The sequence below is a fragment of the Mycobacterium sp. NGS61 genome (genome assembly GCF_059812325.1).
This window is the reverse complement of sequence record NZ_JCALCL010000013.1, coordinates 61287-87216: the sequence shown is the minus strand read 5'-3', so window position 1 is coordinate 87216 and position 25930 is coordinate 61287. Positions and strand designations below refer to the sequence as shown.

Annotated in this window: 28 protein-coding genes and 2 pseudogenes; 12 read left to right on the top strand and 18 right to left on the bottom strand. The window is 65.9% G+C overall.

Features of this window, described 5'->3' with window-relative positions; translation table 11 throughout:
- Positions 1–47: 47 nt before the first annotated feature.
- From AC5Y3Z_RS22335 to AC5Y3Z_RS22290, 10 genes and pseudogenes are all read right to left on the bottom strand, one after another.
- On the bottom strand, positions 48–506 hold the full coding sequence (locus tag AC5Y3Z_RS22335; RefSeq protein WP_473140038.1) for an HNH endonuclease: 459 nt from the start codon (positions 504–506) through the stop codon (positions 48–50).
- Positions 507–684: 178 nt separating this feature from the next.
- The gene (locus AC5Y3Z_RS22330) at positions 685–1113 is read right to left on the bottom strand and encodes a hypothetical protein (protein ID WP_473140039.1); all 429 of its coding nucleotides are present in this window, start codon (positions 1111–1113) and stop codon (positions 685–687) included.
- 279 nt (positions 1114–1392) lie between these two features.
- On the bottom strand, positions 1393–1941 hold the full coding sequence (locus tag AC5Y3Z_RS22325; protein ID WP_473140040.1) for a hypothetical protein: 549 nt from the start codon (positions 1939–1941) through the stop codon (positions 1393–1395).
- A gap of 301 nt (positions 1942–2242) precedes the next feature.
- A complete protein-coding gene (locus tag AC5Y3Z_RS22320; RefSeq protein WP_473140041.1) occupies positions 2243–2488 on the bottom strand; it encodes a MerR family transcriptional regulator in 246 nt (81 codons plus the stop codon).
- Between the two features lie 158 nt (positions 2489–2646).
- Positions 2647–2925, bottom strand: coding sequence for a hypothetical protein (locus AC5Y3Z_RS22315; protein WP_473140042.1), 279 nt, complete (start codon positions 2923–2925; stop codon positions 2647–2649).
- A 104-nt stretch (positions 2926–3029) separates the two neighbouring features.
- Positions 3030–4154: a tyrosine-type recombinase/integrase gene (locus AC5Y3Z_RS22310; RefSeq protein WP_473140083.1), complete on the bottom strand. Its 1125-nt coding sequence runs from the start codon at positions 4152–4154 to the stop codon at positions 3030–3032.
- 357 nt (positions 4155–4511) lie between these two features.
- On the bottom strand, positions 4512–4856 hold the full coding sequence (locus AC5Y3Z_RS22305; RefSeq protein WP_473140043.1) for a DUF732 domain-containing protein: 345 nt from the start codon (positions 4854–4856) through the stop codon (positions 4512–4514).
- 86 nt (positions 4857–4942) lie between these two features.
- Positions 4943–5572 (bottom strand): hypothetical protein, encoded by a 630-nt coding sequence (locus tag AC5Y3Z_RS22300; protein WP_463826865.1) that lies wholly within the window; start codon positions 5570–5572, stop codon positions 4943–4945.
- A 101-nt stretch (positions 5573–5673) separates the two neighbouring features.
- Positions 5674–6441, bottom strand: a pseudogene (locus AC5Y3Z_RS22295) (alpha/beta fold hydrolase).
- A 294-nt stretch (positions 6442–6735) separates the two neighbouring features.
- Entirely contained in the window at positions 6736–6861 is a 126-nt protein-coding gene (locus tag AC5Y3Z_RS22290) for a hypothetical protein (RefSeq protein ID WP_463826867.1), read from the bottom strand.
- A gap of 32 nt (positions 6862–6893) precedes the next feature.
- On the opposite strand from AC5Y3Z_RS22290, the gene AC5Y3Z_RS22285 reads away from it, so the two are divergent.
- Positions 6894–7196: a hypothetical protein gene (locus AC5Y3Z_RS22285; protein ID WP_499918459.1), complete on the top strand. Its 303-nt coding sequence runs from the start codon at positions 6894–6896 to the stop codon at positions 7194–7196.
- On the opposite strand, the gene AC5Y3Z_RS22280 is transcribed toward AC5Y3Z_RS22285, so the two are convergent.
- Complete coding sequence (locus tag AC5Y3Z_RS22280) at positions 7135–7452, bottom strand: DUF732 domain-containing protein (protein WP_473140045.1); 318 nt, start codon at positions 7450–7452, stop codon at positions 7135–7137. The two genes, AC5Y3Z_RS22285 and AC5Y3Z_RS22280, sit on opposite strands and share 62 nt — an antisense overlap.
- A gap of 100 nt (positions 7453–7552) precedes the next feature.
- Between AC5Y3Z_RS22280 and AC5Y3Z_RS22275 the strand changes: the two genes are divergently transcribed.
- From AC5Y3Z_RS22275 to AC5Y3Z_RS22265, 3 genes are read left to right on the top strand one after another with little or no spacing between them, the layout of a single operon-like run.
- Positions 7553–8284 carry a Clp protease N-terminal domain-containing protein gene (locus AC5Y3Z_RS22275; protein WP_463826870.1) on the top strand — a complete coding sequence of 244 codons (732 nt, stop codon included), beginning with the start codon at positions 7553–7555 and terminating at the stop codon, positions 8282–8284.
- 49 nt (positions 8285–8333) lie between these two features.
- Positions 8334–8858 (top strand): hypothetical protein, encoded by a 525-nt coding sequence (locus AC5Y3Z_RS22270; protein ID WP_463826871.1) that lies wholly within the window; start codon positions 8334–8336, stop codon positions 8856–8858.
- Position 8859: 1 nt separating this feature from the next.
- A complete protein-coding gene (locus tag AC5Y3Z_RS22265; protein ID WP_473140084.1) occupies positions 8860–9402 on the top strand; it encodes a GNAT family N-acetyltransferase in 543 nt (180 codons plus the stop codon).
- On the opposite strand, the gene zapE is transcribed toward AC5Y3Z_RS22265, so the two are convergent.
- Positions 9365–10450: a cell division protein ZapE gene (zapE, locus tag AC5Y3Z_RS22260; RefSeq protein WP_463826872.1), complete on the bottom strand. Its 1086-nt coding sequence runs from the start codon at positions 10448–10450 to the stop codon at positions 9365–9367. The two genes, AC5Y3Z_RS22265 and zapE, sit on opposite strands and share 38 nt — an antisense overlap.
- Here zapE and AC5Y3Z_RS22255 point away from each other — a divergent pair.
- From AC5Y3Z_RS22255 to msrB, 4 genes are read left to right on the top strand one after another with little or no spacing between them, the layout of a single operon-like run.
- Complete coding sequence (locus AC5Y3Z_RS22255) at positions 10449–11207, top strand: pyrimidine reductase family protein (protein WP_463826873.1); 759 nt, start codon at positions 10449–10451, stop codon at positions 11205–11207. The genes zapE and AC5Y3Z_RS22255 overlap by 2 nt on opposite strands.
- A 19-nt stretch (positions 11208–11226) precedes the next feature.
- Positions 11227–12783 (top strand): alpha/beta hydrolase, encoded by a 1557-nt coding sequence (locus AC5Y3Z_RS22250; RefSeq protein WP_463826874.1) that lies wholly within the window; start codon positions 11227–11229, stop codon positions 12781–12783.
- Between the two features lie 40 nt (positions 12784–12823).
- Entirely contained in the window at positions 12824–14164 is a 1341-nt protein-coding gene (aftC, locus tag AC5Y3Z_RS22245) for an arabinofuranan 3-O-arabinosyltransferase (protein ID WP_463826875.1), read from the top strand.
- 5 nt (positions 14165–14169) lie between these two features.
- A complete protein-coding gene (msrB, locus tag AC5Y3Z_RS22240; RefSeq protein WP_463827164.1) occupies positions 14170–14580 on the top strand; it encodes a peptide-methionine (R)-S-oxide reductase MsrB in 411 nt (136 codons plus the stop codon).
- A 77-nt stretch (positions 14581–14657) separates the two neighbouring features.
- Here msrB and hemQ read toward each other — a convergent pair whose 3' ends face one another.
- The 3 genes from hemQ to hemE are packed head-to-tail and all read right to left on the bottom strand — an operon-like array spanning position 14658 to position 17772.
- Positions 14658–15353 (bottom strand): hydrogen peroxide-dependent heme synthase, encoded by a 696-nt coding sequence (gene hemQ, locus AC5Y3Z_RS22235; protein WP_473140046.1) that lies wholly within the window; start codon positions 15351–15353, stop codon positions 14658–14660.
- A 5-nt stretch (positions 15354–15358) separates the two neighbouring features.
- Positions 15359–16714 (bottom strand): protoporphyrinogen oxidase, encoded by a 1356-nt coding sequence (locus AC5Y3Z_RS22230; RefSeq protein ID WP_473140047.1) that lies wholly within the window; start codon positions 16712–16714, stop codon positions 15359–15361.
- On the bottom strand, positions 16711–17772 hold the full coding sequence (gene hemE, locus AC5Y3Z_RS22225; RefSeq protein WP_473140048.1) for a uroporphyrinogen decarboxylase: 1062 nt from the start codon (positions 17770–17772) through the stop codon (positions 16711–16713). The genes AC5Y3Z_RS22230 and hemE overlap by 4 nt, the downstream gene beginning before the upstream one ends.
- Before the next feature lie 54 nt (positions 17773–17826).
- Between hemE and AC5Y3Z_RS22220 the strand changes: the two genes are divergently transcribed.
- The 3 genes and pseudogenes from AC5Y3Z_RS22220 to AC5Y3Z_RS22210 all read left to right on the top strand — a co-directional run bounded on the left by AC5Y3Z_RS22220 (position 17827) and on the right by AC5Y3Z_RS22210 (position 20622).
- Entirely contained in the window at positions 17827–18621 is a 795-nt protein-coding gene (locus AC5Y3Z_RS22220) for an enoyl-CoA hydratase/isomerase family protein (protein ID WP_473140049.1), read from the top strand.
- A gap of 57 nt (positions 18622–18678) precedes the next feature.
- Positions 18679–19316: pseudogene (locus AC5Y3Z_RS22215) on the top strand (DUF3000 domain-containing protein).
- Position 19317: 1 nt separating this feature from the next.
- Positions 19318–20622, top strand: coding sequence for an HRDC domain-containing protein (locus tag AC5Y3Z_RS22210; RefSeq protein ID WP_473140050.1), 1305 nt, complete (start codon positions 19318–19320; stop codon positions 20620–20622).
- 13 nt (positions 20623–20635) lie between these two features.
- Here AC5Y3Z_RS22210 and AC5Y3Z_RS22205 read toward each other — a convergent pair whose 3' ends face one another.
- Both AC5Y3Z_RS22205 and AC5Y3Z_RS22200 read right to left on the bottom strand, forming a co-directional pair.
- Positions 20636–22168, bottom strand: a complete 1533-nt coding sequence (locus tag AC5Y3Z_RS22205) for a hypothetical protein (protein ID WP_473140051.1) — start codon at positions 22166–22168, stop codon at positions 20636–20638.
- Positions 22165–23352: a DUF1214 domain-containing protein gene (locus tag AC5Y3Z_RS22200; RefSeq protein WP_473140052.1), complete on the bottom strand. Its 1188-nt coding sequence runs from the start codon at positions 23350–23352 to the stop codon at positions 22165–22167. Before AC5Y3Z_RS22200 ends, AC5Y3Z_RS22205 begins: the two co-directional genes overlap by 4 nt.
- On the opposite strand from AC5Y3Z_RS22200, the gene AC5Y3Z_RS22195 reads away from it, so the two are divergent.
- Positions 23353–23535 (top strand): hypothetical protein, encoded by a 183-nt coding sequence (locus AC5Y3Z_RS22195; protein ID WP_473140053.1) that lies wholly within the window; start codon positions 23353–23355, stop codon positions 23533–23535. It abuts the gene before it with no gap.
- A gap of 53 nt (positions 23536–23588) precedes the next feature.
- Here AC5Y3Z_RS22195 and AC5Y3Z_RS22190 read toward each other — a convergent pair whose 3' ends face one another.
- On the bottom strand, positions 23589–25925 hold the full coding sequence (locus tag AC5Y3Z_RS22190) for an arylsulfatase (RefSeq protein ID WP_473140054.1): 2337 nt from the start codon (positions 25923–25925) through the stop codon (positions 23589–23591).
- Between the last annotated feature and the right edge of the window lie 5 nt (positions 25926–25930).

Sequence of the window (25930 nt, the reverse complement as noted above, 5' to 3'; positions counted from 1 at the left end):
GGGCCCTGGGGGCGGGTCATCCCCCCTGGTCAGCAGCTTGTGCTAGTTCACCAGGTGCGCCAGGTGATGTAGGAGACTCCTGGTCGGGGGTTGATGTGGCCGCGGCGTCCGTATGCGTCGGCGCCGGTAGTGTCTGTGACGTCGGCGGTGTCACGTTGGCACACGGGGCAGAAGCCGCGGTGCTTGCCGGTGCCGAGGCATTGGTTGCAGATGCGATGTGTCAAGACGCAGTTGGTGGGGTCGATTGGGTTGCCGCCGTGGGCGATTGGGATGATTTCGTGGACTTCGGGGGACATTGGATCGGGTGTTGGGATCGTCTTGTCGACCTCTTCGTCGCAGATCCAGCAGTAGTCTTGCTCCCGGAGGATCCGTATTCGTAGTGCGCGGCGGCGGGCGCCGTTGGCGTAGCGAGGATTAGCGGTCACGTCCTGGTCCTCGTTGTCGTGGCGGTCCCGGGCCGCGTCGTTGTGTTCGGGATGCGGAGGGCGCTTTGGACTTTGATGCATGACGGGCCGCATGGTGTCAGTTCGGCTTCGGCTTCGCGTACCTGCTCGATGGAGTCCAAGAAGGTCCATTCGGCTTGGTAGCCCGCATTCGGGCCGCGGTGGCAGACGAGCGCGGCTCCGGCGGCAACGTCCTGGTCCTCGATGGGCACCGACTGTTCGAGTCGGGTCGCGGCCGTGGTCACTGTTGAGACTCCTCGGTTCGGTTTGGCTGGTGGACCGGCTGGGTGATGTCCCGAACGGCGGGCGGCTTGGCCGGTGCGGCGCGGTCGCACCGGACTGCGGGCTCGATGGGCGTGCGGTCAGGGCCGAGGAGCCAGCCGGATGGGTCACAGCCGCCACAGGAGCGGATTGCGGCAATTCTCGCCTGGCGCGCGGCCTGCTCGATGGCGTCACGCCGGGTCATCGGCCACCACCCTCTGTCCGCGTGCTCGCGCGTTAGTGCCGTACCCGAGAAACGCAACGACAGGCTGCCGCCCTCGCTGCGCTCGGTTGCCATGAAATTGCGGCTGGTCGCTTTCTGTGAGCTGTTCGCGTGCCAACGCGTCCGTTGTTCGACGGAGACGCTCGGCGTGAGGCTGTGGTTGATGCGCGCAGCAGCGACAGACATCGACAAGCAACCAGAAACCGATACGTGGCAAGGGGGCAGAGTCCCGCGGCAGCGCGTTTTCGGGACTGGAACGTTGCGCCGTGAAGGCGGCAGCGGTTACGTCTGCAAACTCATCGCTGACACAAGCTCGCGTTAGTTCGAGACGTACCCATATGTCCCGCGGGGACATTGACCGATTTGCGCAGTTCACAGGTGGCGCACTTGTAGCGAGGTTTGAAATGACCGAAACCTTGTCCCGCCAGGTGTCCCATCGGGACAAGCCTGTTCCAGCAAACACATTCACCATCCCCCAGCGGCGGACTCGGAGCGCTTGGGCGCGCGCTGTTTGCGCTTGCGGCTGGTGTCCCTGGAACGCCTCTCAAAGACCGTCTTCGGCTTGTTCTCATCGCGCAGGTAGAGGTATCGGTAGCCGCCCTGCATCGCAACCCAGATCTGCGCTTGAACCAGTTGTTTGGCCTCGCGGCCCGCCTTCCAGCCGCGCACTTCCCGCTCCGGGATGAACCAGGACTCCAAGTCTCCGAGCACTGATTCCGCGGACAGAAAATCGCGACCGCGGGTTTGGTCGTTGGCCCAGGAAAGTGCTTTCCAGTACAGGCCGAATGCGGCCATGCCGACGTTGGCGAGCCAGGGGTCCTTCCAGTCGTCGTCGCTCATTTGGATCCACAGCATCGACGGTTCGGCACGGTTGTTGGTCGGGTCGGCGCCAGCGGTTAGCGCCGCGTAGATGTACATCGTTTCGAGCGCTCGATCGAAACGGGCCCGCCGCGACGGCCGGCCCAGTCGCCGGCGTCGCCGCGGCGAACCCCAGAACGCCAGTTGCTCTGTCACGTCGCACCGCGACGAAAGGTCCGTTCGCCCGAAACATGTCCGGCCGCTGTCCGGGCGGACATTTCCGAATAGTTGCTGCTCGTCGGCTGTGTGACCGTCGGGCGTTCGGTGTGCCTACGCGCAGCTTCCGCGTCGCAATATGTGTCATCGCTCCGCGCGCCGCAGGCTTCGGTGACCGCATCGTCGGCGAACTCGGGAGTGACCGAAAACGGATCTGTGCCGGAGCCCACGGCAAACAGGACAAATCCCGGCCGCGATGCGTTAGCCCCGACATGGACGTCCGGCCGATCAGGTGACCGATTCACGCGCCGCCGCCGAACGGCTGCATTAGCTTGTCGTCGATTTCGTCCAGGTCGACGCGCACCAGCCGGGTGCCGTTGCGGTAGCCGATAAGCCGGCCGACGGAGATCATTTCGCGGACGCACCTGGAAGTTACGCCAATGTATTCACCGGCCTGCTGCAAGGTCGCGTAGCGGCGACCGCGGCGCTCGGCGCGGTTAGGGCCTTGCGTTGCAAGGGTTTTTGTACTTACGACAGATTTCGCCATCGCCCAACTCCAAGGGTTCTAACAGAATCCCGCCGGGTTGGAGCAGGGGCCGAACAACGCAGGCCATTTGGCGAACATCTCCCGGCCATCCCTGCGAGTACAGCCGGCAAGTCCCGTCAAACGGAACAGCTCCGACGATATCAGGAAGCTCGGAGAACCTACTGCGACACGTCGAGTTCGACGTTCCCTTGACGAACCGCGGCGGCAATCAGTTCCTTACGAACTCGCGGCGTGGCCCGTGGGCAGCGTGGACACGAAAATTCCCATGCGGCAGCATCACTCAATGCTTCCTGGTTCTGCTCCCGTGTCCGTGCGACACGCACATAACGCAGCGCGCCGGCCGGCTCGCCGACGTCGAGCCGGCCGCTGCCCGTCACGCGTGGCGCGTAGTGGCGGTCAGCCAGTTCAACCAGCCCGCTGTGCGTGTAGACCATCACGCCGAGCAGGACTACCCGCTTGTGCTCACCGCGGCCGGTGCAGACGAGAACAGCCGGTGTCGGTGGGGGCCCGCCGTAACGCTGCTGCCACCACTTTGAATCCCTCATCCGTTCGCCGCCAGCTTCGACAACAGGGCCGCAATCTCACGGTCGCGACCTTGTGCGACGTGCTGGTAACGCATCGCAGCGGCCGGCGTCGAGTGCCCGAGGCGCGCCATCAATTCCGCCAGCGTCGCACCAGTCGCTGCGGCGAGGACCGCGCCGGAGTGGCGTAAATCGTGCCAGCGCAAATCATCTCGGTTCGCCTTCCCGCGCGCCCTGTAGAACCGCCGGTATAGAGTGGCCGGCGCAAGATGTCCGCCACCGACGGCCGGGAACAGGAGTGCGTCAGCCTTCCCGCCGACATGCTTGGACAGATGCGCCTCGATGGCCGGGAGTAGGTGCGGCGGGATCGCGATATCCCTGACGCCGGCGTCACTCTTGGGCGTGGTCACCGTGAAGCCGTCGTCGGTGCGCACCACAGCGCGGCGCACCCTCACTACCTCGTCGCTCAGGTCGATGTCCTTGCGCCGCAACTCCGTTAGCTCCCCGAAGCGCATCGCCAGCCAAGCGGCGAACAACACCATCATTGACCACTGCGCGGGCATCTCGTCGGCGATCACGCCAATCTCGGCGACTGTCGCCGGCCTCACCTTATGGACACGCTTCGCCGTGCCGGCGCCACGAATCATGCAGGGGTTCGCGGAAATCTTCCCGTCGCTCGCCGCCGTCGTCATGATGGCTCGCAGCAGTCCGTAAGCGTGCGATCGCATCGTCGGCTTGTCCGTCAACGTCTTGGCGTACCAGGCGCGCACGTCGTCGGCGGTTATCGAGGCGATGGGCAGCGACCCGAACGTGTTCGAGATGTGGTCTTCGAGCAGCTTCTCGTAGTGCTCGCGGGTGCGGTCCTTCAGCGGCCGTCCGGCCACTTGGCGGGTCGCTAGCCATGTCTCCGCGTACTCGGTGAACGTGAGCTTCGGCGCCTGGACAGCATCGGGCGGCTGCCACGCCTTCGAGATGATTTCGGACTGTCGCAGCGACAGCCACGCGCGCGCATCCCGCTTCGCGACGAACGTCGTCGGCGCCTTATGACGGCGACCGTCGGGCCCGTAATACTGCGCGCGATAACGGCCGCTGGGCAGCTGATCGACAGATCCGAACGTGCCCGATTTGGCGTTTTTCCGTGCCACCGGAGGACCTCCCAGCGCGATGGATCGTTGTTCACTGTGCGAGTTCACGTGAACTGGACGTGAACTCATCCAGCAACTTTTGTTTCCGGATTGTTCCGTCTGGATCACGTTACCCTGTGACATGACATCGCAGATGGAGGAACGAAACGCGAGGTCAGAACATATTCATCGGCTAACACTCTGAGCTAGTTCTAACCAGTATCGCGCACCAGAGTCTTGCCTGATCAACCGTGGTTATCAGTCGTACCGGAATTTGCAATAGCCTGTCAGCTACGCCTTGCCTGGGGGCCAGCTACAGGCACTTTCGGTGTTGCTGACGCAGCGGTGGTAACTCTCCGTCTTTAGCCTCCGGCCGGCTCAATTCCTATTCCACAATTCCGGACACAACTCGGACACCGCAACGTTGAATAGTTCCAAGTTCTGCGTCTCGGTCAGCAACGGGTCACCAACTCCGGGATTGTTCGCCTCCAAGATCGCCGCCCCTGCGATGCCATTGCCAAGGTCCACACAAGTCGCGTTACCCAACTGGAGCGCCTTCTCGTCAGTCAACGGCATACCAGCAGCATGCACCCGGTCGAGGAAGCTGACGTCGTCAGCGTGAGCAGGTGGCGTCCCTGCGACGCAACACAATGCCGCAGCGATTACAACGATACGAACAGCGCGCATGAACACGATTGTCTGTCCGGCAAGCGGCGCGATCAAGCCACAGCTCTACGTCGAGGCAGGTTGGTTCAGCCTACGGGCCCCGAATCAGCTCGCCTGCAAGCACTTCCGATTGCGGGTGGAGATCAGCCGGGCAGTCCCGCCTTCATCTTGGCGTCCTGCTTGCGCGCGACATCGAGCAGGAAGCCCTGGTCCACCGGGTCGTCCGGTGCCCCTTCGGCTTCGATGAGCCCCAGCGCCTTGCCCTCGGTGAAGATCACCACACCTTTGGCTTTGGTGCCGTCAGGTGATGGACCGATCGCCATGACGCCCCGTATGCCCACCTCGGCCGGCGTCGTCGGCGCCTTGACGCTCAGCTCCTGAATGGATTTCGAGGTGGTGTCCAGCGCCTGGTTCGCCTCGTCCGGGTTGTTGTAGACGTAGATCGAGATCTCGACTTTGCGAGTGTTGGCCTGGTTGTTGAACACCCCTTCGACTCCGGCCGGAGTGGCGATGGGCAGGGACTGGGTCTGCACAAAGGTGTCCCCCGGTACGACGATGTCGGTGGCCGGGATCAATAGACCGGTGTAGTCGCCGGGCTGCCCGGTGGCGGTGCCCGACGGCGCCGTCGACGAGGACGCCGCGGACGAAGAAGCCGAAGACGACGACGAAGACGACGGGCTTGGCGAGTTGTCGCTCCCGCACCCCGTGACCGCTGCACCCACTACCAGGGCGGCCACCGCGAACGCGGCTCCCGCCGTCGATACGTTTGTCACCATTGACTCCCTTTTTCGGAAATTGGACAGCGGCCGTATCGCGCAACATAGCCCATCGTCGACCCGCTGGGAATACATCGGGCAAAGGAAACCGAAAGCCGCTATTTCCCAAAGGATTCGATGACTTTCACCAATTCGCCGGGCGCCTCCCAGTTCAGCGCATGCCCCGCAGCCGGCACGGTCACCAGCCGCGCCCCGGGAATACCGTCGGCGAGCCGGCGTGAGTGATTGGGCGGCGTGGTTCGGTCGGCCGAACCGACCATCACCACCGTCGGCACCGTGATCTCCTCCAGCCGCGGGTAACGATCCTCCCGCGAGAACGCCCGCACGATCGCCACGTGCGGCCCGTGCTGGTCCACATGCTCCTGGAACCCCTCCACGAACACCTTCACCATCGCCGGCGACGGCCGCGTGCCGCACTGCGCGGCCCCGAACAGCGTCGCAACGGTCTCGTTCTTGATCAGCCGCCGCAATACGCCCCACTCCAGTAGCGGGATCTGCAACTTGTTCTGCGGAGCCCCGTCCAGCACCCGGCCCGCCCAGGTGGCGAACAGCACCACGCCGCGCAGTCGCGACACCAGATCAGGCCGCTCCAGCAAGGCGCGGATAGTGACGAATCCACCCATCGAATGCCCGACAAGCACCGCATCGCTGACATCGAAGTGCTTCTATACCGCGGCAAGATCGGCCGCCATCACTTCCGATCCGATGCCGTCCGCGCCCAGCGTCGAGCGACCGTGACCGCGTTGATCGAACGCGATAACCCGAAATCCTTTGCCCAGCAACTCATCCCAAACGATGTTCCACTCCGCAAGGGTCACCGAATAACCGTGCACCAGGATTACCGTCGGCCCCTCCCCCGCAGACACAGCACGCAACACTGTGCCGTCCGGCCGGGTGATCGATACCTCCGCGCCGTGCGGTTCGGCCAGAAGTTGTTCGCGCGTAAACGGATCCGGGTTGCGTTCGATCCACGCGACCAATCCGCGCAACCCGGCCCAGCCCGCCACCAGTGCCGTACCCGCCAGCAACCCTGTTCTCAACCCGACCTCCGAAGATTCGATAGCTCACAGGCTATCGAGTGCCGTCCGGAGTCGACCGCACACGATCTCCGACGTACCGAAAAACCAACCCGCACTACAGATTCTGGCCTCCAGCGCGGCTCACTGGTCCGTGGCGTCGTCGCCTTCGACTTCTGCGTCCCCGGCACCGTCCTTGGTGTTGTTGACCGAAGTGGCCTGCGGGGGTTGCTTGTCACCTTCTGGCGGCGGCTGTTCAGCGGTCGTCACGGCTCCTCCGTCTACGCGTTGGATGTTTGCGTGTGAGCTACCCGGGCTCGCACTGCACGAAACAGTTCCTGCCGCATTGGCGTGCCGGCCGCTGGTTCAATGTCGTCATGGCGAGTCTGCTGATCCTGATCGTGCTGGCACTCGGCGGACTCGGCGTCACCGCCGCCGTGATCGTGCTGCTGGTCCGACTGATCGACTCGCCCAAGAGGCAGGCGTACGTCCCGCATGCGTGGCCGGGCACGGCAGCACCCGGCTGGTATCGGGACACGTCGCTCAAGAGCCCGTCTGTGCAGGCAGCCGCGCCGGACAGTAGACCCCCGCCGCGATCGCGGTGAACCTGGCGGCATTCTCCTGCGTCAGCCCGGGATTCGCGCTCTGCAGCACCTGAACCACTTCGACGCCGGACTTGCCGGCGGCCGCCATCTCGCACACCGCTTTGCCCGTCGTGATGACGCTCGCGGTGTCCTTGTACTTGATGCCCGCCGCATTGAGCGAGACCAGCAGCGCCTGGTCTTCGTCAGGACTGGCGTGTGCCGGCGCGGCGAGGCCGGTGAAGGCGGCTAAACCGGTGAGCACCAGCAGAAGTCTCATAGCTCTGTGATGGTTCCAGAGGCTCGGCAACCCTGCATCTCGAACGCAAATCGTCAACATGAGGTTGACGCATCCAGACCGTCAACCTAAAGTTGACGACATGGTCGAATCCACCAAAATCGCCTACCCGGTCCGCCTTGACGACCTGATCGCGGTGATCAAAACGGTGCACACCGGCGCCCTGGACCAGTTGACCGATGCGGTACTGGCGGCGGAGAGCCTCGGCGAGATCGCCGACCATCTGATTGGACACTTCGTCGACCAGGCCCGCCGCTCCGGGGCCTCCTGGACTGAGATCGGCAAAGCCATGGGCGTCACCAAACAAGCCGCGCAGAAGCGATTCGTGCCCAAAGCCGAAGCCACCCCGTTGGACCCCGAGCAGGGTTTCAGCCGGTTCACGCCGCGGGCGCGCAATGCGGTGGTCGCCGCCCAGAACGTCGCGCACCAGGCCGGCAACAGCCACATCACCCCCGACCACCTCTTGCTCGGCGTGCTCAACGATCCGGCCGCACTGGCCACCACTCTGCTGCGGCTGCAACAGATCGACACCGTCACACTGGGCCAGTCCGTTGAACTCCCGCCGCGCACCGGCGAACCGCCCGCGCTGATCCCGTTCAGCGGCCCGGCCCGCAAGGTGCTCGAACTCACCTTCCGTGAAGCACTTCGCCTGGGCCACAACTACATCGGCACCGAACACCTGCTCCTTGCGCTGCTGGAGCTCGAGGACGGCGCCGGGCCACTGCACCGGGCCGGTGTCGAGAAAGATCGGGTGGAGGCTGATCTGCGCGCCGCACTGGAATCGCTCACCACCGCGGAGCCGACCGATACCTGAGCCCGATCAACCCCTCCCGCGACGTTTGCGCATATGTCATCATGCGAGGATGCGCCGCTGGCTGATCGCCCTTTCCGCGTTCCTCGTCGTCACGGCCGGGACGCTGCCGGTTGACGCCGCGCTGCCGGCCGCGCGGGCGGGTGACGCACCCATCGGTCATCTCGGTGACACGTTGCGGGTGGACACCGGCACCTACGTCGCCGACGTCACCGTCACCAGTGTGGTGCCGGTCGAACCGCCACCGGGCTTCGGCTACACGCGAAGTGGCGTGCCGGTCAAGAGTTTCCCCGACAGCACGGTGGCCCGGGCCGACGTGGTGGTCCGTGCCGTCCGAGTACCGAACTCCTACATCATGGCGTCGAACTTCAGTTTCGACGGTGTCACGCCGTTCGCCGACGCCTACAAGCCGCGGCCGTGCGACGCACCCGACTGGCTGGACGCCCAGCTGGGCAACGCCCCGACAGGTGCGGTGGTGCGCGGCGGAGTGTATTGGGACGCCTACCGCGATCCGGTGTCGGTGGTCGTCCTGCTGGACCGCAAGACCGGAGTTCACCTCGCGCAGTGGAATCTTTGAACTGAATATCGAACTCGCCACCCTCGGCGACGCCGAAGACCTGGCCGACGTCGCGGCGCGCACCTTTCCACTGGCGTGCCCGCCGTGGTCGCGCGCCGAGGACATCGCCGCTTTCATCGACACGAACCTGTCGGCGCCACGTTTCGCGCAGTACCTCACCGACCAGCGACGTGCGGTCTTCGTAGCCCGGCACGACGGCCGAATTGTAGGTTACGCCATGCTGATTCGCGGTGTGCCGGACGACGCGGACATCCAGCGCGCCGTCCCGCTGCGCCCGGCGGTGGAACTGTCGAAGTTGTATGTGCTGCCCGACTTCCACGGGCACGGCGTCTCGGCGGCGCTGATGAGTGCCGCGCTGGATACCGCGACGCGGTGGGGTGCACGCTGCATGTGGCTGGGCACCAACAAGAAAAACGTTCGCGCACTGCGCTTTTACGCCAAGTTCGACTTCACGATCAACGGCAGCAGGACATTTCAGATGGGCGACTTCGTCGAGGACGACCACGTCATGGTCCGGGCGCTCGCCTCCCCGACATCAGCGTGAGCGCCAGCAGCCGCGACGTGGCCCGCAGATACTTCTTGCGGTAACCGCCGGCCAGCATCTCCTCGCTGAAGACGGTGTCCAGTTTCGCGCCCGAGGCCACCACCGGCACACCGGCGTCGTAGAGCCGGTCGGTCAGCGCCACCAGCCGCAATGCCACGTTCTGGTCGTCCACCCCGTGCACGCCGGTCAGGAACACCGCGGTCACGCCTTCGATCAACGTCAGATACCGCGACGGGTGCATGGTGGCCAGATGGGCGCACAGCGCGTCGAAGTCGTCCAGCGTCGCCCCGGCGACCTCGGCGGCGCGCGCGGCGACCTCCTCGTCGGACAGCGGTGGCGGCGCCGGCGGCAGGTCGCGGTGCCGGTAGTCGGGTCCCTCGATGCGAACCGTGGTGAAAATGCTTGCCAGCGTGTTGATTTCGCGGAGGAAGTCCTGCGCCGCGAACCGTCCCTCGCCCAGTTGCTCGGGCAGCGTGTTGGAGGTGGCGGCCACCGAGACCCCCCGCTGGACCAGCGACGACAGCAACCGGGAGACCAGCGTGGTGTTGCCCGGGTCGTCCAACTCGAACTCATCGATGCACACCGCGGTGTAGTCGGCCAGCAGCTCGATGCATTCGGCGAAGCCGAACACCCCGGCCAGCTGGGTCAGCTCGCCGAACGTCGCGAACGCCTTCGGCGCGGCGTCGGGCAACTGGTAATAGGCCGAGGCCAGCAGGTGGGTCTTGCCGACGCCGAACCCACCGTCCAGATACAACCCGACGCCCGGCAGGACCTCGCGGCGGCCGAACAACTTCTTGCGGCCCGCCCGGCGCTGCTCGGCCTGCCGGCAGAACTCCCGGCAGGATTCGACGGCGGCGGCCTGGGTTGGTTCGGCAGGGTCCGGCCGATACGTCGCGAAGCTGACGTCGGCGAACGTCGGCGGCGGCCGCAACTGGCCGATCAACCGCTCCGGCGACACCGACGGATGCCGATCCACCAGGTGACCGACCTGCGCCGAACTGGCCCCGTGCATGCACGAACTGTAGCGACGTGCTGCAATCGACCTCATGCCTGGCGAGACGTCTCTGACGCTGCTCGGCGCCACGCGCGACCTGGATCCCGCCGAACTCCCCCGGCTCTACGGTTATCCGCCCGACCTCGGGTGGGTGCGCGCGAACTTCATCACCAGCCTGGACGGCGGCGCCACCGTCCAGGGTCTCAGCGGCGCCCTGGGCAGCCCCGGTGACCGGGCGGTCTTCGTCGTGCTGCGGGAACTGGCCGACGTGATTGTGGTCGGGGCGGGAACGGTGCGCTCGGAGGGTTACGCGGGTGCCCAACTCAGCGTCGCGCAGCGCCAACAGCGGCAGGCCCGTGGTCAAGGCGAGGTGCCGCCGATAGCGATCGTCACCCGAACCGGTCACCTCGACCACGACCTGGCGGTCTTCACCCGCACCGAGGTGGCGCCACTGGTACTCACCTGCGCCGCCGCCGCCGACGATGCCCGCCGCCTGCTGTCGGGTGTGGTCGACGACGTCATCGCCTGTTCGGCCGACGATCCCGGCGAGGTCGACGTAGGCACCGTGCTGAGCACCCTGCGGGGGCGTGGACTGTCGCGCGTCCTGACCGAGGGCGGACCGACGCTGCTCGGCGCCTTCCTCGACCGCGAATTACTCGACGAGCTGTGCCTGACCATCGCGCCCGTCGTCGTCGGCGGCGCCGCGCACCGCATCGTCTCGGGTCTGGGCCAGCTGCAGACCCGGATGCGCTGCGCGCATGTGCTCACCGACGACGCCGGCTATCTGTACACGCGCTACGTCAGGGTGTAGCCCGGCTACTGTGGTCGGCATGAATCGGCGCATCCTGCCCGCCACGATCTTGTTGGTGGTCACCACCGTGCTGGCCGGCTGCGTCCCGGTCTTCGGCGCCGACCCCCGCTACGCCACCGACTCCGGCGCCCGCCCGCAGGGAGTGTCGACCACCAAACCACCGCCCAGCGGTCCACCGCCGATCGCGGCACCCAAGAACGATCTGTCATGGCGCGACTGCACCTCCAAGCTCAACGCCGACGCCGGCGTCCCCGGCGCACCCGGCGTCAAGCTGGAATGCGCCACCTACGACGCGGACCTGGACTCGCTCAACGGCGGATCGGGCTCGGTGAGCATCGGCGTGGTGCGTGCCCGCTCCGGTCAGACCCCGAAAGATGCCGGGCCGCTGGTGTTCACCACCGGCTCGGATATCGCGTCGTCCACGCAGCTGCCGGTCTGGCTGTCCCACGCCGGGGCCGACGTGCTGCGTACCCACCCCATCGTCGCCGTCGACCGCCGCGGCATCGGCATGTCCAGCCCCATCGACTGCCGCGACCGCCTCGACCGCGAAGAGATGCGCGACCAGACCCAGTTCGAGACCGGTGACGACCCGGTAGCCAACCTCTCCGAAATCTCCAACACCGCCACCACCAACTGCACCGATGCCATCGCGCCCGGCGACTCCGCCTACGACAACGCCCATGCCGCATCCGACATCGAGCGGCTGCGCAACCTCTGGGACGTCCCCGCGGTCGCGCTGGTCGGGGTCGGCAACGGAGCGCAGGTCGCGCTGACGTACGCCGGATCACGCCCGGACAAGGTGGCCCGCCTGATCCTGGACTCGCCGGTGGCGCTGGGGGCCAGCGCCGAAGCGGCCGCCGAGCAGCAGGTCAAAGGCCAGCAGGCCGCGCTGGACGCGTTCGCGGCGCAGTGCGTGGCGATCAACTGTGCGCTGGGTCCGGACCCGAAGGGCGCGATCAGCGCGTTGTTGACGTCGGCGCGCAGCTACGGCTTGGGCCGCACTTCGGTGGCGTCGATCACGATGGCCATCACTACCGCGTTGGGCTTTCCGACCGGCGACCGGGTGGGCAACACGACGAACCTGGCCAACGCCTTGGCCGCGGCGCGTTCCGGGGACTTCAATGCGCTGAACAACCTGATCAACCGCGCCGAAACCATTCAGCACAGCGACGGGCAATTCGTCAACAACTGCAGCGACTCGGTGAACCGCCCCACCCCGGACCGGGTGCGCGAGCTGGTGGTGGCCTGGGGCAAGCTGTACCCCCAGTTCGGCGCCGTCGCGGCGCTCAACCTGATCAAGTGTGTGCACTGGCCGACCGGTGCCACCCCGCAGCCACCGAAACAACTCAAGCTCGACGTGCTGCTGCTGGGTGTGCAGAACGACCCGATCGCCGGCAATGAGGGAGTTGCGGCCACCTCAGCCGCGGTCATCAACGCCAACGCCGCCAGCAAGCGGGTGATGTGGCAGGGCATCGGGCACGGCGCCAGCATCTACTCGTCCTGCGCGGTCACGCCGCTGGCGGCCTACCTCGACACCGGCAAACTGCCCGGCACCGACACGTACTGTCCCGCCTGATAATCGGCCCGGACCGCCCGACGCCGCGCCCCCAACGCCGGTGTACGGTGCGCTGGTGACGGCAGCTGACTCGACCAGAACCGGCCTCCGCGAATACGTGCAGGGCGCATTCCGTCCCGGCCCCCGCAGCACCGCAGCCATCGTTCGGACGGTGTTGTGGCCGATCGCCATCCTGTCGGTGCTGCATCGCAGCATCGTGCTGACCACCAACGGCAACATCACCGACGACTTCAAACCGGTGTACCGGGCGGCGCTGAACTTCCGGCACGGCCTGGAGCTCTACAACGAGCATTTCGACTACGTCGACCCGCACTACCTGTACCCGCCGGGTGGCACGTTGCTGATGGCGCCGTTCGGGTACCTGCCCTTCGCGCCGTCGCGCTACCTGTTCATCTCGATCAACACCGTGGCCATCCTCGTCGCCGCCTATCTGTTGCTGCGGATGTTCCACTTCACGTTGTCCTCGGTGGCCGCGCCGGCGCTGATCCTGGCCATGTTCTGCACCGAGACGGTGACCAACACCCTGGTCTTCACCAACATCAACGGCTGCATCCTGCTGCTGGAGGTGCTGTTCCTGAAGTGGCTGCTGGACGGCCGCGCGAGTCGGCAGTGGTGGGCCGGGCTGGCGATCGGGCTGACGCTGGTCCTCAAACCGCTGCTCGGCCCGCTGCTACTGCTGCCGCTGCTCAACCGGCAGTGGCGGGCCCTGGCGACCGCATTGCTGGTGCCGCTGGTGGTCAACCTGGCCGCGCTGCCGGTGGTGCCCCGCGCGATGGACTTCTTCACCCGCACCCTGCCCTACATCCTGGGCACCCGCGACTACTTCAACAGTTCCATCGAGGGCAACGGCGTGTACTTCGGGCTGCCCACCTGGTTGATCATCGGGCTGCGGCTGCTGTTCACCGCCATCGCCATTGGCGCGATATGGCTGCTCTACCGCTACTACCGCACCCGGGATCCACTGTTCTGGTTCACCACCTCATCGGGCGTGCTGCTGCTGTGGTCGTGGCTGGCGTTGTCGCTGGCCCAGGGCTACTACTCGATGATGCTGTTCCCGTTCCTGATGACGGTGGTGTTGCCCAACTCGGTGATCCGCAACTGGCCGGCGTGGCTGGGGATCTACGGTTTCATGACCCTGGATCGCTGGCTGTTGTTCAACTGGATGCGGTGGGGGCGGGCGATGGAATACCTGAAGATCACCTACGGTTGGTCCCTGCTGCTGATCGTGACGTTCACGGTGCTGTACTTCCGCTACCTGGATGCCAAGGCGGAGAACCGCCTGGACGACGGCATCGACCCGGCGTGGCTGACGCCCGAACCGGACCGCGCTAGCGTGGGAAGTTCACCCACACCAGACTTGGGAAGGAGTGGGGCAACGTGACTGACATCGCCCGTCCGAAACTGCAACTCACCGACGACGAGTGGCGCAAGAAGCTCAACCCGCAGGAGTTCGCTGTGCTGCGCCAGGCCGGCACCGAACGACCGTTCACCGGCGAGTACACCGACACCAAGACCCAGGGCAGCTACCAGTGCCGGGCCTGCGGTGCCGAATTGTTCCGCAGCACAGAGAAATTCGAGTCGCACTGCGGCTGGCCGTCCTTCTTCGACCCGTCGAGTTCGGATGCGGTCATCCTGCGGCCCGACCACTCGATGGGTGCGATTCGCACCGAGGTGTTATGCGCGAATTGCCACAGCCACCTGGGGCATGTGTTCTCCGGTGAGGGATATCCCACGCCCACCGACCAGCGCTACTGCATCAACTCGATCTCGCTGCGCCTGGTCCCCGACGAGGGCTGACCCGCTGGGCGTTGACTTTGCGTCCACGGCGGCCAAGTGCGACTAACCCCCGCCCTCAGCGCAGAGCCAACCCGCGCTCAGGGCAGCGCGCTCACCAGCTGCTCGACCCCCACCCGCGGGCCGGTGAAGAACGGCGTCTCCTCGCGGGTGTGCCGGCGGGCGTCGGTGGCGCGCAGTTCGCGCATCAGGTCCACGATGCGGTCCAGTTCGGGCGCCTCGAAGGCCAGAATCCACTCGTAGTCGCCCAGCGCGAAGGCCGGCACCGTGTTGGCGCGCACGTCTTTGTACTCCCGCGCCGCCATGCCGTGCTCGGCGAGCATGCGGCGACGCTCCTCGTCGGGCAGCAGGTACCACTCGTAGGACCGCACGAAGGGATACACGCAAACGTAGTTGCCGGGGTCTTCCCCGGCGATGAAAGCCGGGACATGGCTCTTGTTGAACTCGGCCGGCCGGTGCAACGCCACGCTGCTCCATACCGGCGTGCACACGCGGCCCAGCGCGGTGGCGCGCCGGAAGTCGGCGTAGGTCGCCTGCAGGGCCTCGACCCGCTCGGCGTGCGTCCAGATCATGAAGTCGGCATCCGCGCGCAGGCCGGCGACGTCGTAGAGGCCGCGCACCACCACCCCGCGTTCCTCCTGCTGCTTGAGGAAGGTCGCGGTCTCGTCGACGACGGCACCGCGTTCCTCCCCGAGCTCCCCGGCCCGCACGGAGAACACCGAAAACATCAGGTAGCGGATGGTGGAGTTGAGGGCGTCGAAGTCCAGGCGTGCCATGGCACCTATCGTGCCACTCGTCCCGACACGGCCGAGACCACACTGGCCGCGGCCTTTCCGGCCGCGCCGATACAGGCCGGTACCCCGATGCCGTCGAGGTAGCTGCCCGCGACGACCAGCGTGGGCGGCAGGCCGGCCCGCAAGGTGGCCACCAGGTTCGCGTGCTGCGGACCGTACTGCGGCATGGCGTCGATCCAGCGCTGCACCCGCACATCCACCGGCTCGAGGTCTACCCCGAACACGTCGGCCAGGTCCTCCAGCGCCCAGCCAAGCAGGTCGCCCTCCGACGTCCCCTTCGCGACGTCGTCACCGAACCGCCCGATGGACAGCCGCACCTGCTGGACATCGCCATCGAGCCCCCATTTGCGCGACGACAACGTAATCGCTTTGGCGTGCAACGGTTCCCCGCTGGCCACCAGTACGCCCGACGACTGCGGAAACGGCGTGTCGGCCGGCACCGCAAGCGCCACCACCACCGAAGAGGCCGTCACGATCCGACCGGCGGCCGCCGCCGTCGCCGGCGCCAGTGTCTGCACCAGCCGGGCGACCTGCACCGCCGGGACCGCCAGCACCACGCCGTCGGCCTGCCACTGCACGCCGGTCTCGTCACGCAGTGTCCAACCAGGTTCGAGCGCGTCGATCCTGGCCCGGACCCACCGGATCCGGCTGCGCGCGACGAGTTCGTCGAGCAGCACCTGGTAGCCGCCCTGCAGCGAGCCGAACACCGGCCCGCCCCCGGTCGGCGGCAACACGCTCAGGATCGCCTCGGTCAGGCTGGCCGCGCCGCGGTCCAGGGCCGCCGCCACCGTGGGCACGGCCGCACGCAATCCGATGGTGGCCGCCGATCCCGCGTACACCCCACCCAGCAGCGGATCCACCGACCGGGCCACCACTTGCGCGCCGAACCGCTCGGCCACCAAGTCGGCCACCGTGGGGTCGCTGCCGGGGGTCCAGTCCAGTGCCCGCCCCGGCTCGGATTCGATCCGCACGATCGTGGCCTCGTCGACCAGACCGGCCATCGATGCCGCCGACGACGGAATGCCCGCCACGGTGTCCGACGGCATCGCGTGCAGCCGTCGGCCGCTGTAGATCAGCGGACGCACGCCGGTGGTGGCCCGTTGGTGGTGAGCCAGGCCCAATTCGGCCAGCAGCGCCGGCATCTCAGGACGGCGCAGCACGAACGCCTCAGCGCCGAGGTCCATCGGCTGCCCGCCCAGCGACTCGGTGCGCAGCACGCCGCCGAGCCGATCGGCCGGGTCGAACAGCGTGATGGCCGCTTCCGGCGCGGCCTGCCGCAACCGGTACGCCGCGGTCAGGCCCGAAATACCGCCGCCCACAACGCAATACGAGCGGGCGGTCATAGCGAGTGGACCAGCGACACCAGCTCGGTCAGCACACCAGGATCGGTCTCCGGCAGCACACCGTGACCCAGGTTGAAGACGTGTCCGGCGGCTCCGGCGTCAACGGCACGGCGCCCGTCGTCGACGACGGCGCGAGCTACTTTCTCCGTCACCGGCCAGCCCGCGAGCACCACCACCGGGTCCAGATTCCCCTGCAGTGCCGTACCCGGCGCCACCCGGGTGGCGGCATCGGTCAGCGAGGTCCGCCAGTCCACCCCGACCATGCGGGCGCGCGCCGGCTGCACGGCCTCCGACATGGCGCCGAGTAATTCGGCGGTGCCGACACCGAAATGCGTCATCGGCACGTCGTGCTCGGCGAGCGTGGCGAACACCCGCGCGCTGTGCGGCAGCACGTACTGGCGGTAGTCGGCCAATGACAGCGTCCCGGCCCAGGAGTCGAACAACTGGATCGCATCCGCCCCGGCGCCGATCTGACCGCGCAGGAACTCGATGGTGAGGTCGGTCAGCTTGGTCATCAGCGCATGCCAGCTCGCCGGTTCGGCGAGCATCATCGCCTTGGTGCGCGCGTGGTTGCGACTCGGGCCGCCCTCCACCAGGTAGGAGGCCAGCGTGAACGGCGCCCCGGCGAATCCGATCAGCGGCACCTCACCCAACGCGGCCACCAGCAGGCCGATAGCATCCAGGATGGGCTGAATAGATTGCGGGTCAAGCGGTTTCATGGCTGCGACGTCTGCAGCGGTGCGGATCGGCTGGGCGATAACCGGTCCGACGTCGGGGACGATGTCCAGATCGATGCCCGCCGCTCGCAGCGGCACCACGATGTCGGAGAACAGGATCGCCGCGTCGGTGTTGTAGCGACGAATCGGCTGCAGGGTGATCTCGCAGGCCACTTCCGGCTCGAAGCAGGCCGCCAGCATGCTATGCCGTTCGCGCAGCGCGCGGTATTCGGGCAGGGATCGGCCGGCCTGGCGCATGAACCAGACCGGGATGCGGCTGGGTTTGCGCCCGGCGACCGTGGCCAGATAGGGCGACTGCGGGAGGTCACGACGGGTACTCATCGGCTCCCATGCTGCCACGGGGTTGCGACGGTCCACCCGCGTACCATCACGCCAATGCCCCTCACCTACGACGACTTCCCCAGCCTGCGCTGCGAATCCGAGCGTGACGGCGTGCTGAATCTGGTCCTCGACGCACCGGGCCTGAATTCGGTCGGCCCGCAGATGCACCGCGACCTCGCCGACATCTGGCCGGTGATCGACCGCGACCCCGCGGTGCGGGCGGTCCTGGTCCGCGGCGAAGGCAAGGCGTTCTCCTCCGGTGGCAGCTTCGACCTGATCGACGAGACCATCAACGACTACGAAGGCCGGTTGCGCATCATGCGTGAGGCCCGCGACCTGGTGCTGCACCTGGTCAACTTCAGCAAGCCGGTGGTCTCGGCGATCACCGGCCCGGCCGTCGGTGCCGGCCTGGTGGTGGCCCTGCTCGCCGACATCTCGGTGGCGGGCCGCTCGGCGAAGATCATCGACGGGCACACCAAACTGGGCGTGGCCGCCGGTGACCACGCGGCGATCTGCTGGCCGTTGCTGGCCGGCATGGCCAAGGCCAAGTACTACCTGCTCACCTGCGAGGCGCTGTCCGGCGAAGAGGCCGAGCGCATCGGCCTGGTCTCCACCTGCGTCGACGACGATGATGTGCTGTCCACCGCGACGCGTCTGGCGGAGAATCTGGCCGCCGGCGCCCAGAATGCGATCCGCTGGACGAAGCACAGCCTGAATCACTGGTACCGGATGTTCGCCCCCGCCTTCGAAACGTCGCTCGGCCTGGAATTCATCGGCTTCGCCGGCCCCGACGTGCGCGAAGGCCTGGCGGCACACCGAGAAAAGCGACCCGCCCGTTTCATCGACTGACCGCGCGTCGGCGCGCCTGATTTCGCCGGTTGGACGATAGGTCTACCGTCGGAAGCTGTGACGCGCGACGACGACGATGCAGAGCGCAGCGATGCGGAGGAGCGGCGCTCATGACGTCAGCCGCCGAACCCGAACCGTTCCGCGAGGCGGTCGCGGCGATGAACACCGTCACCGTGCGCTCGGAGATCGAGCTCGGTCCCATTCGTCCGCCGCAGCGCCTGGCGCCCTACAGCTATGCGCTGGGCGCCGAGGTCAAACACCCCGACCTCGACATCGTGCCCGAACGTTCCGAAGGTGACGCTTTCGGCCGGCTGATACTGCTGTACGACCCGGAAGGCTCCGACGCCTGGGACGGCACCCTGCGCCTGGTCGCCTACATTCAGGCGGATCTGGACTCGCACGAGGCGATCGACCCGTTGCTGCCGGAAGTGGCGTGGAGCTGGCTCTCCGAGGCGCTGGATTCGCACACCCAGCACATGACGGCGCTCGGCGGGACGGTCACCGCCACCACGTCGGTTCGCTACGGCGACATCTCCGGTCCGCCGCGCGCGCACCAGCTGGAACTGCGGGCGTCGTGGACGGCCACCACACCCGAAGTGGGCAGCCACGTCAAAGCGTTCTGCGATGTGCTCGAGCACGCGGCCGGCCTGCCGCCGGCGGGAGTCACCGACCTGAGCTCACGGTCCCGCGCCTGACATGTGCCCCGACCCGTCTCCTGCGGAGGCAGCTGCGCCGGGCAGCGCGGAACCCGAAGTCCCCATGCTGTTGCACCCAGCCGACGGCATGCCGAACCTTTCCGTCTATGCAGACGAAATCGCCTCAGCCGCAGCGCAACTCGACCGCGGGCACGGACCGTTCGCAGTGGACGCCGAGCGGGCCTCGGGTTTCCGGTACTCCAACCGGGCCTACCTGATCCAGATCCGGCGGTCCGGCGCCGGCACCGTGCTGATCGATCCGGTCAGCCACGGCGGTGACCCGCTGACCGTGCTGCAACCCGTTGCCGAGGTGCTCGGCCAGGACGAATGGATACTGCACTCCGCCGACCAGGACCTGCCGTGCCTGGCCGAGGTCGGCATGCGACCGCCCGCGTTGTACGACACCGAACTGGCCGGACGGCTGGCCGGCTTGGAACGGGTGAACCTGGCGACCATGGTCGAACGGCTGCTGCACCAGGGGCTGGCCAAGGGCCACGGCGCGGCGGACTGGTCGAAGCGGCCGTTGCCGTCGGCGTGGCTCAACTACGCCGCCCTGGACGTCGAACTGCTGATCGAGCTGCGTGCCGCGATCTCCGAGATTCTGGCTCAGCAGGGCAAAACCGATTGGGCCGCACAGGAATTCGAGTACCTGCGCACCTTCGAGACGCGTGCCGCTCCGGCCGCGCGCACCGACCGCTGGCGGCGCACCTCGGGCATCCACAAGGTGCACGACCGTCGCGCGCTGGCGGCGGTACGCGAACTGTGGACGACACGCGACCGGATCGCCCAGCGCCGCGACATCGCGCCACGGCGAATCCTGCCGGATTCGGCGATCATCGAGGCCGCGATCGCCGATCCGGCGACGGTCGACGAACTCGTCGCGCTACCCGTGTTCGGCGGACGCAACCAGCGTCGCAGCGCCCCGATGTGGTTGTCGGCGCTGCAGAATGCGCGGCGCAACCAGGATCTGCCGGAGCAGGGCGAACCGCCGTACGGGCCGCCGCCGCCGGCGCGGTGGAGCAGGCGCAAACCGGAAGCCGCCGCCCGACTGGAGGCAGCCCGCGCCGCGTTGGCGGAGTTGTCGCAGCGGGTGGAGATACCGGCGGAGAATCTCGTCGCGCCCGATCTGGTGCGGCGCCTGTGCTGGGAGTGGGACACTCTGGGACCGGGCAGCGCCGACGCGGTGGCGATCACCGAAGAATTTCTGCGGACCGGGCAGGCACGCCCGTGGCAACGCGAACTGGTGGTCCCGGTGCTCGCCGCAGCCTTACTGCGGGCCGCACAAACCCCGGCCGACGGTGACTAGCCATGCCACTGCCTCAGTGCGGCTGAATTCGTAATGCTCCGTAGAGGGCGCTGACCATGACCCGGCCCTCGCCGTCGACGCAGGGTTGGGAGTAGAAGCTGTTGAACCGTGCACTCCCGAGCGTGTAGTGGAACGTGCACTCGCCAGTGGTCCAATCGAGCCCCTCCAACGTCCACAGGTTGTCGCGCGCTCCGGACACGTAGACGATGTTCGACCCGGTGGAAACATACGGGACGCAATTCGGTGAACTGATTTCGGTATTCGCCCAGGCGCTGCGGAGATTCTTCGCCACCGGGTCCCACTCAAACTTGTGACCACCCCGAGGTGCGAACTCGTCGAGATACGAGAGGTAGCCGATGAACTGTAGTTTGGACTGCGGATCATTGAGAATCGCCGCTGGGACGTTGCGTGGTTCGTTATTCACCACGAACATGCCGTATCCCGAACAGGCCACGGATTGTTCCGATTGCGCGGCCTGCAAGGTCGGATCCCCGAAGTCGGCGGGTTGCCATCCCGCAATGCGAGGCGAAGGCGCTCCGTCGAGTTGCTGCCAGCCCGGCGGGACTTCATCGCGCCAGTAGACAGTCACGTTCATCAGCGTGTCACCGTCGGTGATGACGACGAGTTTGTCGGGTTCGTCATCAAATCCCACCAGCGACGGTGTTGACCCCGTACCGCGGCCCAGCGAGTTTCTGAACGGCGCGCGCCACGCTCCATCGCCCTCGTCGGTGGATAGCTTGGTGCCGGTCCAGACAACCTTGTGCAAATTGTTCTGCGAAGCGATATAGATGCCGCCATGCTCGTCGATCGCGAAGCCGTTGCGGATCCACGGCACACCTTCGGGCTGCTGGGCGACCTCGACATCCGCGCCGGGTAGCCGGATGCAGTCGTATTGGGTGAAGTCGCGGGTCAGCGCCAGGAGATAGCCGTCGGCGGTAGCGAGGATCAAGCGCCCGTCAAAGGTCATATTCATGCCGATGAAGGACCCGGTGATGTGGTCGGGTTTGTCCCAGTGGGATTTGACGACGATCCCGGCGTGCCGGTCACCGGGGGTCGAATCCCCATATGTACGAACGAATCCGGCGCCGGCCACGACATATTGGTTGTCGTTGTCGAGGAGGGTGTAGATGCCGTCCAAGGGCGGTATGCCGGAGCGTTGCGCTGCGGCCCACTTCTCTTCGAACGATGCGTCGGAATCGAATACACCGATGTACTGCTCGTGCGCCAGCCCGTCGGCGTGGTCTGATCCGGGCATGCGCAGCGACGAGATGACATCGAAAGTGTCGTAATCGAACTTCGTCAGGTACTGCGAACCATTGGTCCACACCACCTGTTTGCCGTCCGGGTAGGGACCTGAGACCAGGTAGACCAGATTGAACATGCCCAGATCGTGATATCGCAGATCTTCTGGACCGAGGATCCGGCTCGGGCCGACCGGCCCGGCATCGGTGGTGGAGTCGGTCTGTGCGGAGTTCGAGTGCGCAAGAGCGACATTGGAGTCGGCCAGGAAGGGATTACGCGGTGGTGCGGCAGGTAGTGATGTCATCGAGTCGCCTTACTTAGCAGAGCAATGTCGTCGAGTTGCCAGGACTTGTCGAAGAATGCCTCGGTGGGGCTGTAGAAACGGACCATCGCAAACCATCCCCGATCCGGCACCGTCTGGATCCAATTCGCGTGTCCAACAGGCGGATGCGGGCCGAAGTGGATATCGATGGAAGCATCGTCATTGACTACCGGATCGGTGTAGGAGCTGACCGAGGGCAGTGGCTGGCTCGTCTGCACTTGCGAGCGGCTGACGGCGTCGTACACCAGAACAGACCAGAAGTTCAGGGCCGGGATATCGGGTCGAAGGTGTAGCCGATAGGTGTTGTCGCCCTGCAGGAACGCACCGCTGTCGTCGCGGTAGGTCCAGAGATATTGCGAACCCTGCCCGATGTGCTTCTCCATCATGGCGGGCGAGTTGCCGATGGCCAGGTAATAGACGTTGTTGCGGGTATCCACCTGTGGGACACCATCACTGGTGAAAGTGTAGTCTCCGTCGGCGATCCCCTGCCACTGCTTGCCCGGGTAAAAGCCGTCGGCCACACCGTAGGTATTGGCCCGCGCCATGGCACCACCTGTTCGCGCCGCTTGGTCCAGCAGGGCACGGGTGTTGTCGTCTGGGACAAACGGTGATCCCTTCTCGATGCCCACCGCTTGCATCTGGAATCGCTCCAGCGGACCGAAGATCCCGGTGGGCTCTTCCTCGACCAGCCTCGCCAGCAGTTCGAAGTATCGATAGGTGTCGGGGAATATGGTGTCGATGTCCGCGTCGGAACCATTGAGGAAAACCATGGCCGGTCGCGGATCGACGCCCAACGGGTAAATCTGCAGGCGCCGGATCAGAGCTACTGCGGTTTCGGTGCTCCCATCGACCTGAAACCCGCGCAATGCAACCAGGGCCGAATATGTCGGCGAACGTACGATGAAGAATCCGTCGGGAACCGGACCCTCGTGGTCCGGCGGCAAGACCAGAAATCGACCACCTCGGCCTTCGTCGGGACCCAAGGCTCCAATGTCGACCAGATAGCGTTGCACCCCATCTTGCATCAGGCCCAGCATGTGCGGGGGCGCTTCGACGACCGTGGGGCCGTCGGTGCGGAGATCTAATTGCGCTATGGCATAGACGGTTTCGGCATTCGCCGTGAGCAACAGAGTCCGTGAGTTCATCAATTGCTCCCAGATCACCACGTGCTGCGCGGTGGTGGCCCCGAAAGCCCGCAGTCCTTCGCGCTGAGCGATCTGGCTGACGGCGGTGAGCTGAGTCAGATAGACCTCGACAGCTCGGTTGAACCGCAACTGAGTCAGCAGCCGTTGTCCGGTGTCCCCGACGGGATAACCACCCTGGAACTCGACATCGCCGAAGGGGGTTGACAATGTCTCGGTGGTCGGCCAGCCGTGCGGCTCAAGATCCATGGTGGCGCTGCTCAGTCCCGCGCCATGGCTGCGGCGAATTGCTGTTGCAGGTCGATGTACGCGTTGTCGGCGATGTCGAACACGACCTTCTCGATGCGGCCACCGGTGTACTCGAATCTTCCCGTGTAGTCAGGAGTGACCGGGTCCGAGCTGTCGTACCCGATGCACAACCCCTCACCGCATAGCGAGAAGAACGCGACGATGGTCCGGATCTCGATGCTGGCCATGGGTTTTTCGTCGACGAAGAGGGTCGCCGTGCCGTACACGGCCTGGTGCTCACCGATGCGTTCCTTGGCGAAGTCGACGCCGATCACGTGTGGACCGGCGGCGGGCAGGTCGGCTTCCAACACCTGCAGCGGTGGCACGCCGAGGAAGTTGTAGACGTAGCGGACCTTGCCGTCCTTGATGTACAGCGCGTGCCCGCCGAACCGTGAGCCCTGCGCGAAGACCACACCCTGGGTGTGCGGTTCGGTCACGACCTGGGCAAGGATCTTGAACGACACCGCATGGGTGTTGGCCGCCGACGCCTCCGGAATCGGACTGGTGCCCGGATAGTAGGTGTACTGGCCGTTTTCGGGCACTTGGACCTTGTAGAGCAGCTTGTGCATCGCCTCGAGGTCCTTGCCGACGCCGGCGTAGTCGTTGAGCGGCAGCACGTTGTTGGCCACCGCCTCTTTCATCCACAACTCGGCGAGTTGGGCGACCTTGTCCGGATGCTGCTCGGCCAGGTCATGGGCCTCCGAGCGGTCGGCGTCGGTGTGAAACAACTGCCAACGATCCTTCTCGAAGTGCCCCATGCCTGACAGTGGGCCATGCTCTGTGACGGCCTTCCAACCCTGATGCCAGATTCCGCGCTGGCCGGCCATTTCGTAGTACTGAGTTTGCTTCTGTGTTGAAGCGTCGGCGTCATCGAAGCAATACCGCATCGACACTCCCGAAAGCGGATGCTGCGCAACGCCGTTCACGGCATCGGGCATGCTGACGCCGCAGCAGTCCAGGATGGTCGGCACGATGTCGGTGCAGTGGTGGTACTGGCCGCGGACCTCACCGCGAGCCGTCATCCCGGCCGGCCAGGACATCACCAGCGGATCGCACAGTCCGCCCTGGTAGGTGTAGCGCTTGAACATCCGGAACGGGGTGCAGAAGGCCGCGGCCCAGCCTGTCGGATGATGGTTGTAGGTGTTCGGGCCACCGAGTTCGTCGATCATCGCCAAGTTCATTTCGATGTCGTCGGGCCAGCCGTTGAAGAATTTGCCTTCGTTGACCGAGCCGTTCGGGCTGCCCTCCCCCGATGCGCCGTTGTCCGCGGCGTAGATGACCAGCGTGTTGTCGAGTTGTCCGGATTCCTCCAGATAGTCGATGATCCGCCCAACTTGGGCATCGGTGTACTCCGAGAAGCCCGCGAACACCTCCGCCATGCGAGAGAACAACCGCTTTTCCTCCACCGACAACGAATCCCACGGCCGCACCCCGTCGCCTTCCAGGAACGTGCCCGGAGTCATCGGGTTAAGCGGCGTCAACTCGGTGCCCTCGGGCAGGATGCCGCGTTCGATCATGCGCGGCAGCACCCACTCGCGGTAAGCCTCATACCCGTCGTCGAACATCCCCTTGTATTTGTCGATGTAGTCCTTGGGAGCGTGGTGCGGCGCGTGATTGGCACCCGGGCAGAACCACAGGTACCAGGGCTTGCCGGTCTCGGTCTGGCGTACATCTCGCAGGAACGAGATCGCCTTGTCAGCAAGGTCTTTCGACAGGTGATACCCCTCATCGGGACCATACGGCTGCTCGATGTAGTGGTTGTCCTCGGCCAGCGACGGGAACCACTGATTGGTTTCTCCGCCGATGAACCCGTAGAACCGGTCGAAACCCTGACCCAGCGGCCACTCCTTGCGCGACGACCCGGCAGTCCAGGCATCGATCGGTGTGTTGTGATTCTTGCCCACCCACAGCGTGGAATAGCCGGCGTCACGCAGCACCGTAGCGATGGTGGCGTTGGCGGGCGGGATGTGCGAGGAGTAACCGGGGAAGCCGGTGGCGGCTTCGGCGATCTGCGCGAAACCGTTGAGGTGATGATTGCGCCCGGTCAGGAATGTCGATCGGGTCGGCGAACACAGTGACGTGGTGTGCCACTGACTGAAGGTCAAACCATGGGCGGCCAACCGGTCCATGGTGGGCATATTGATCCGGCCGCCGTAGGGCGACCACGCTGCCAGTCCCGTGTCGTCGTAGAGCACCACCAACACATTCGGCGACCCGGCCGGCGGACGTTTGGCGGTGAACGCATCCCAGTCCGGCACCGAATCTCGCACATCGAGTTTGATCACACCCTGGAAATTGGGATTCGCCATTTCCG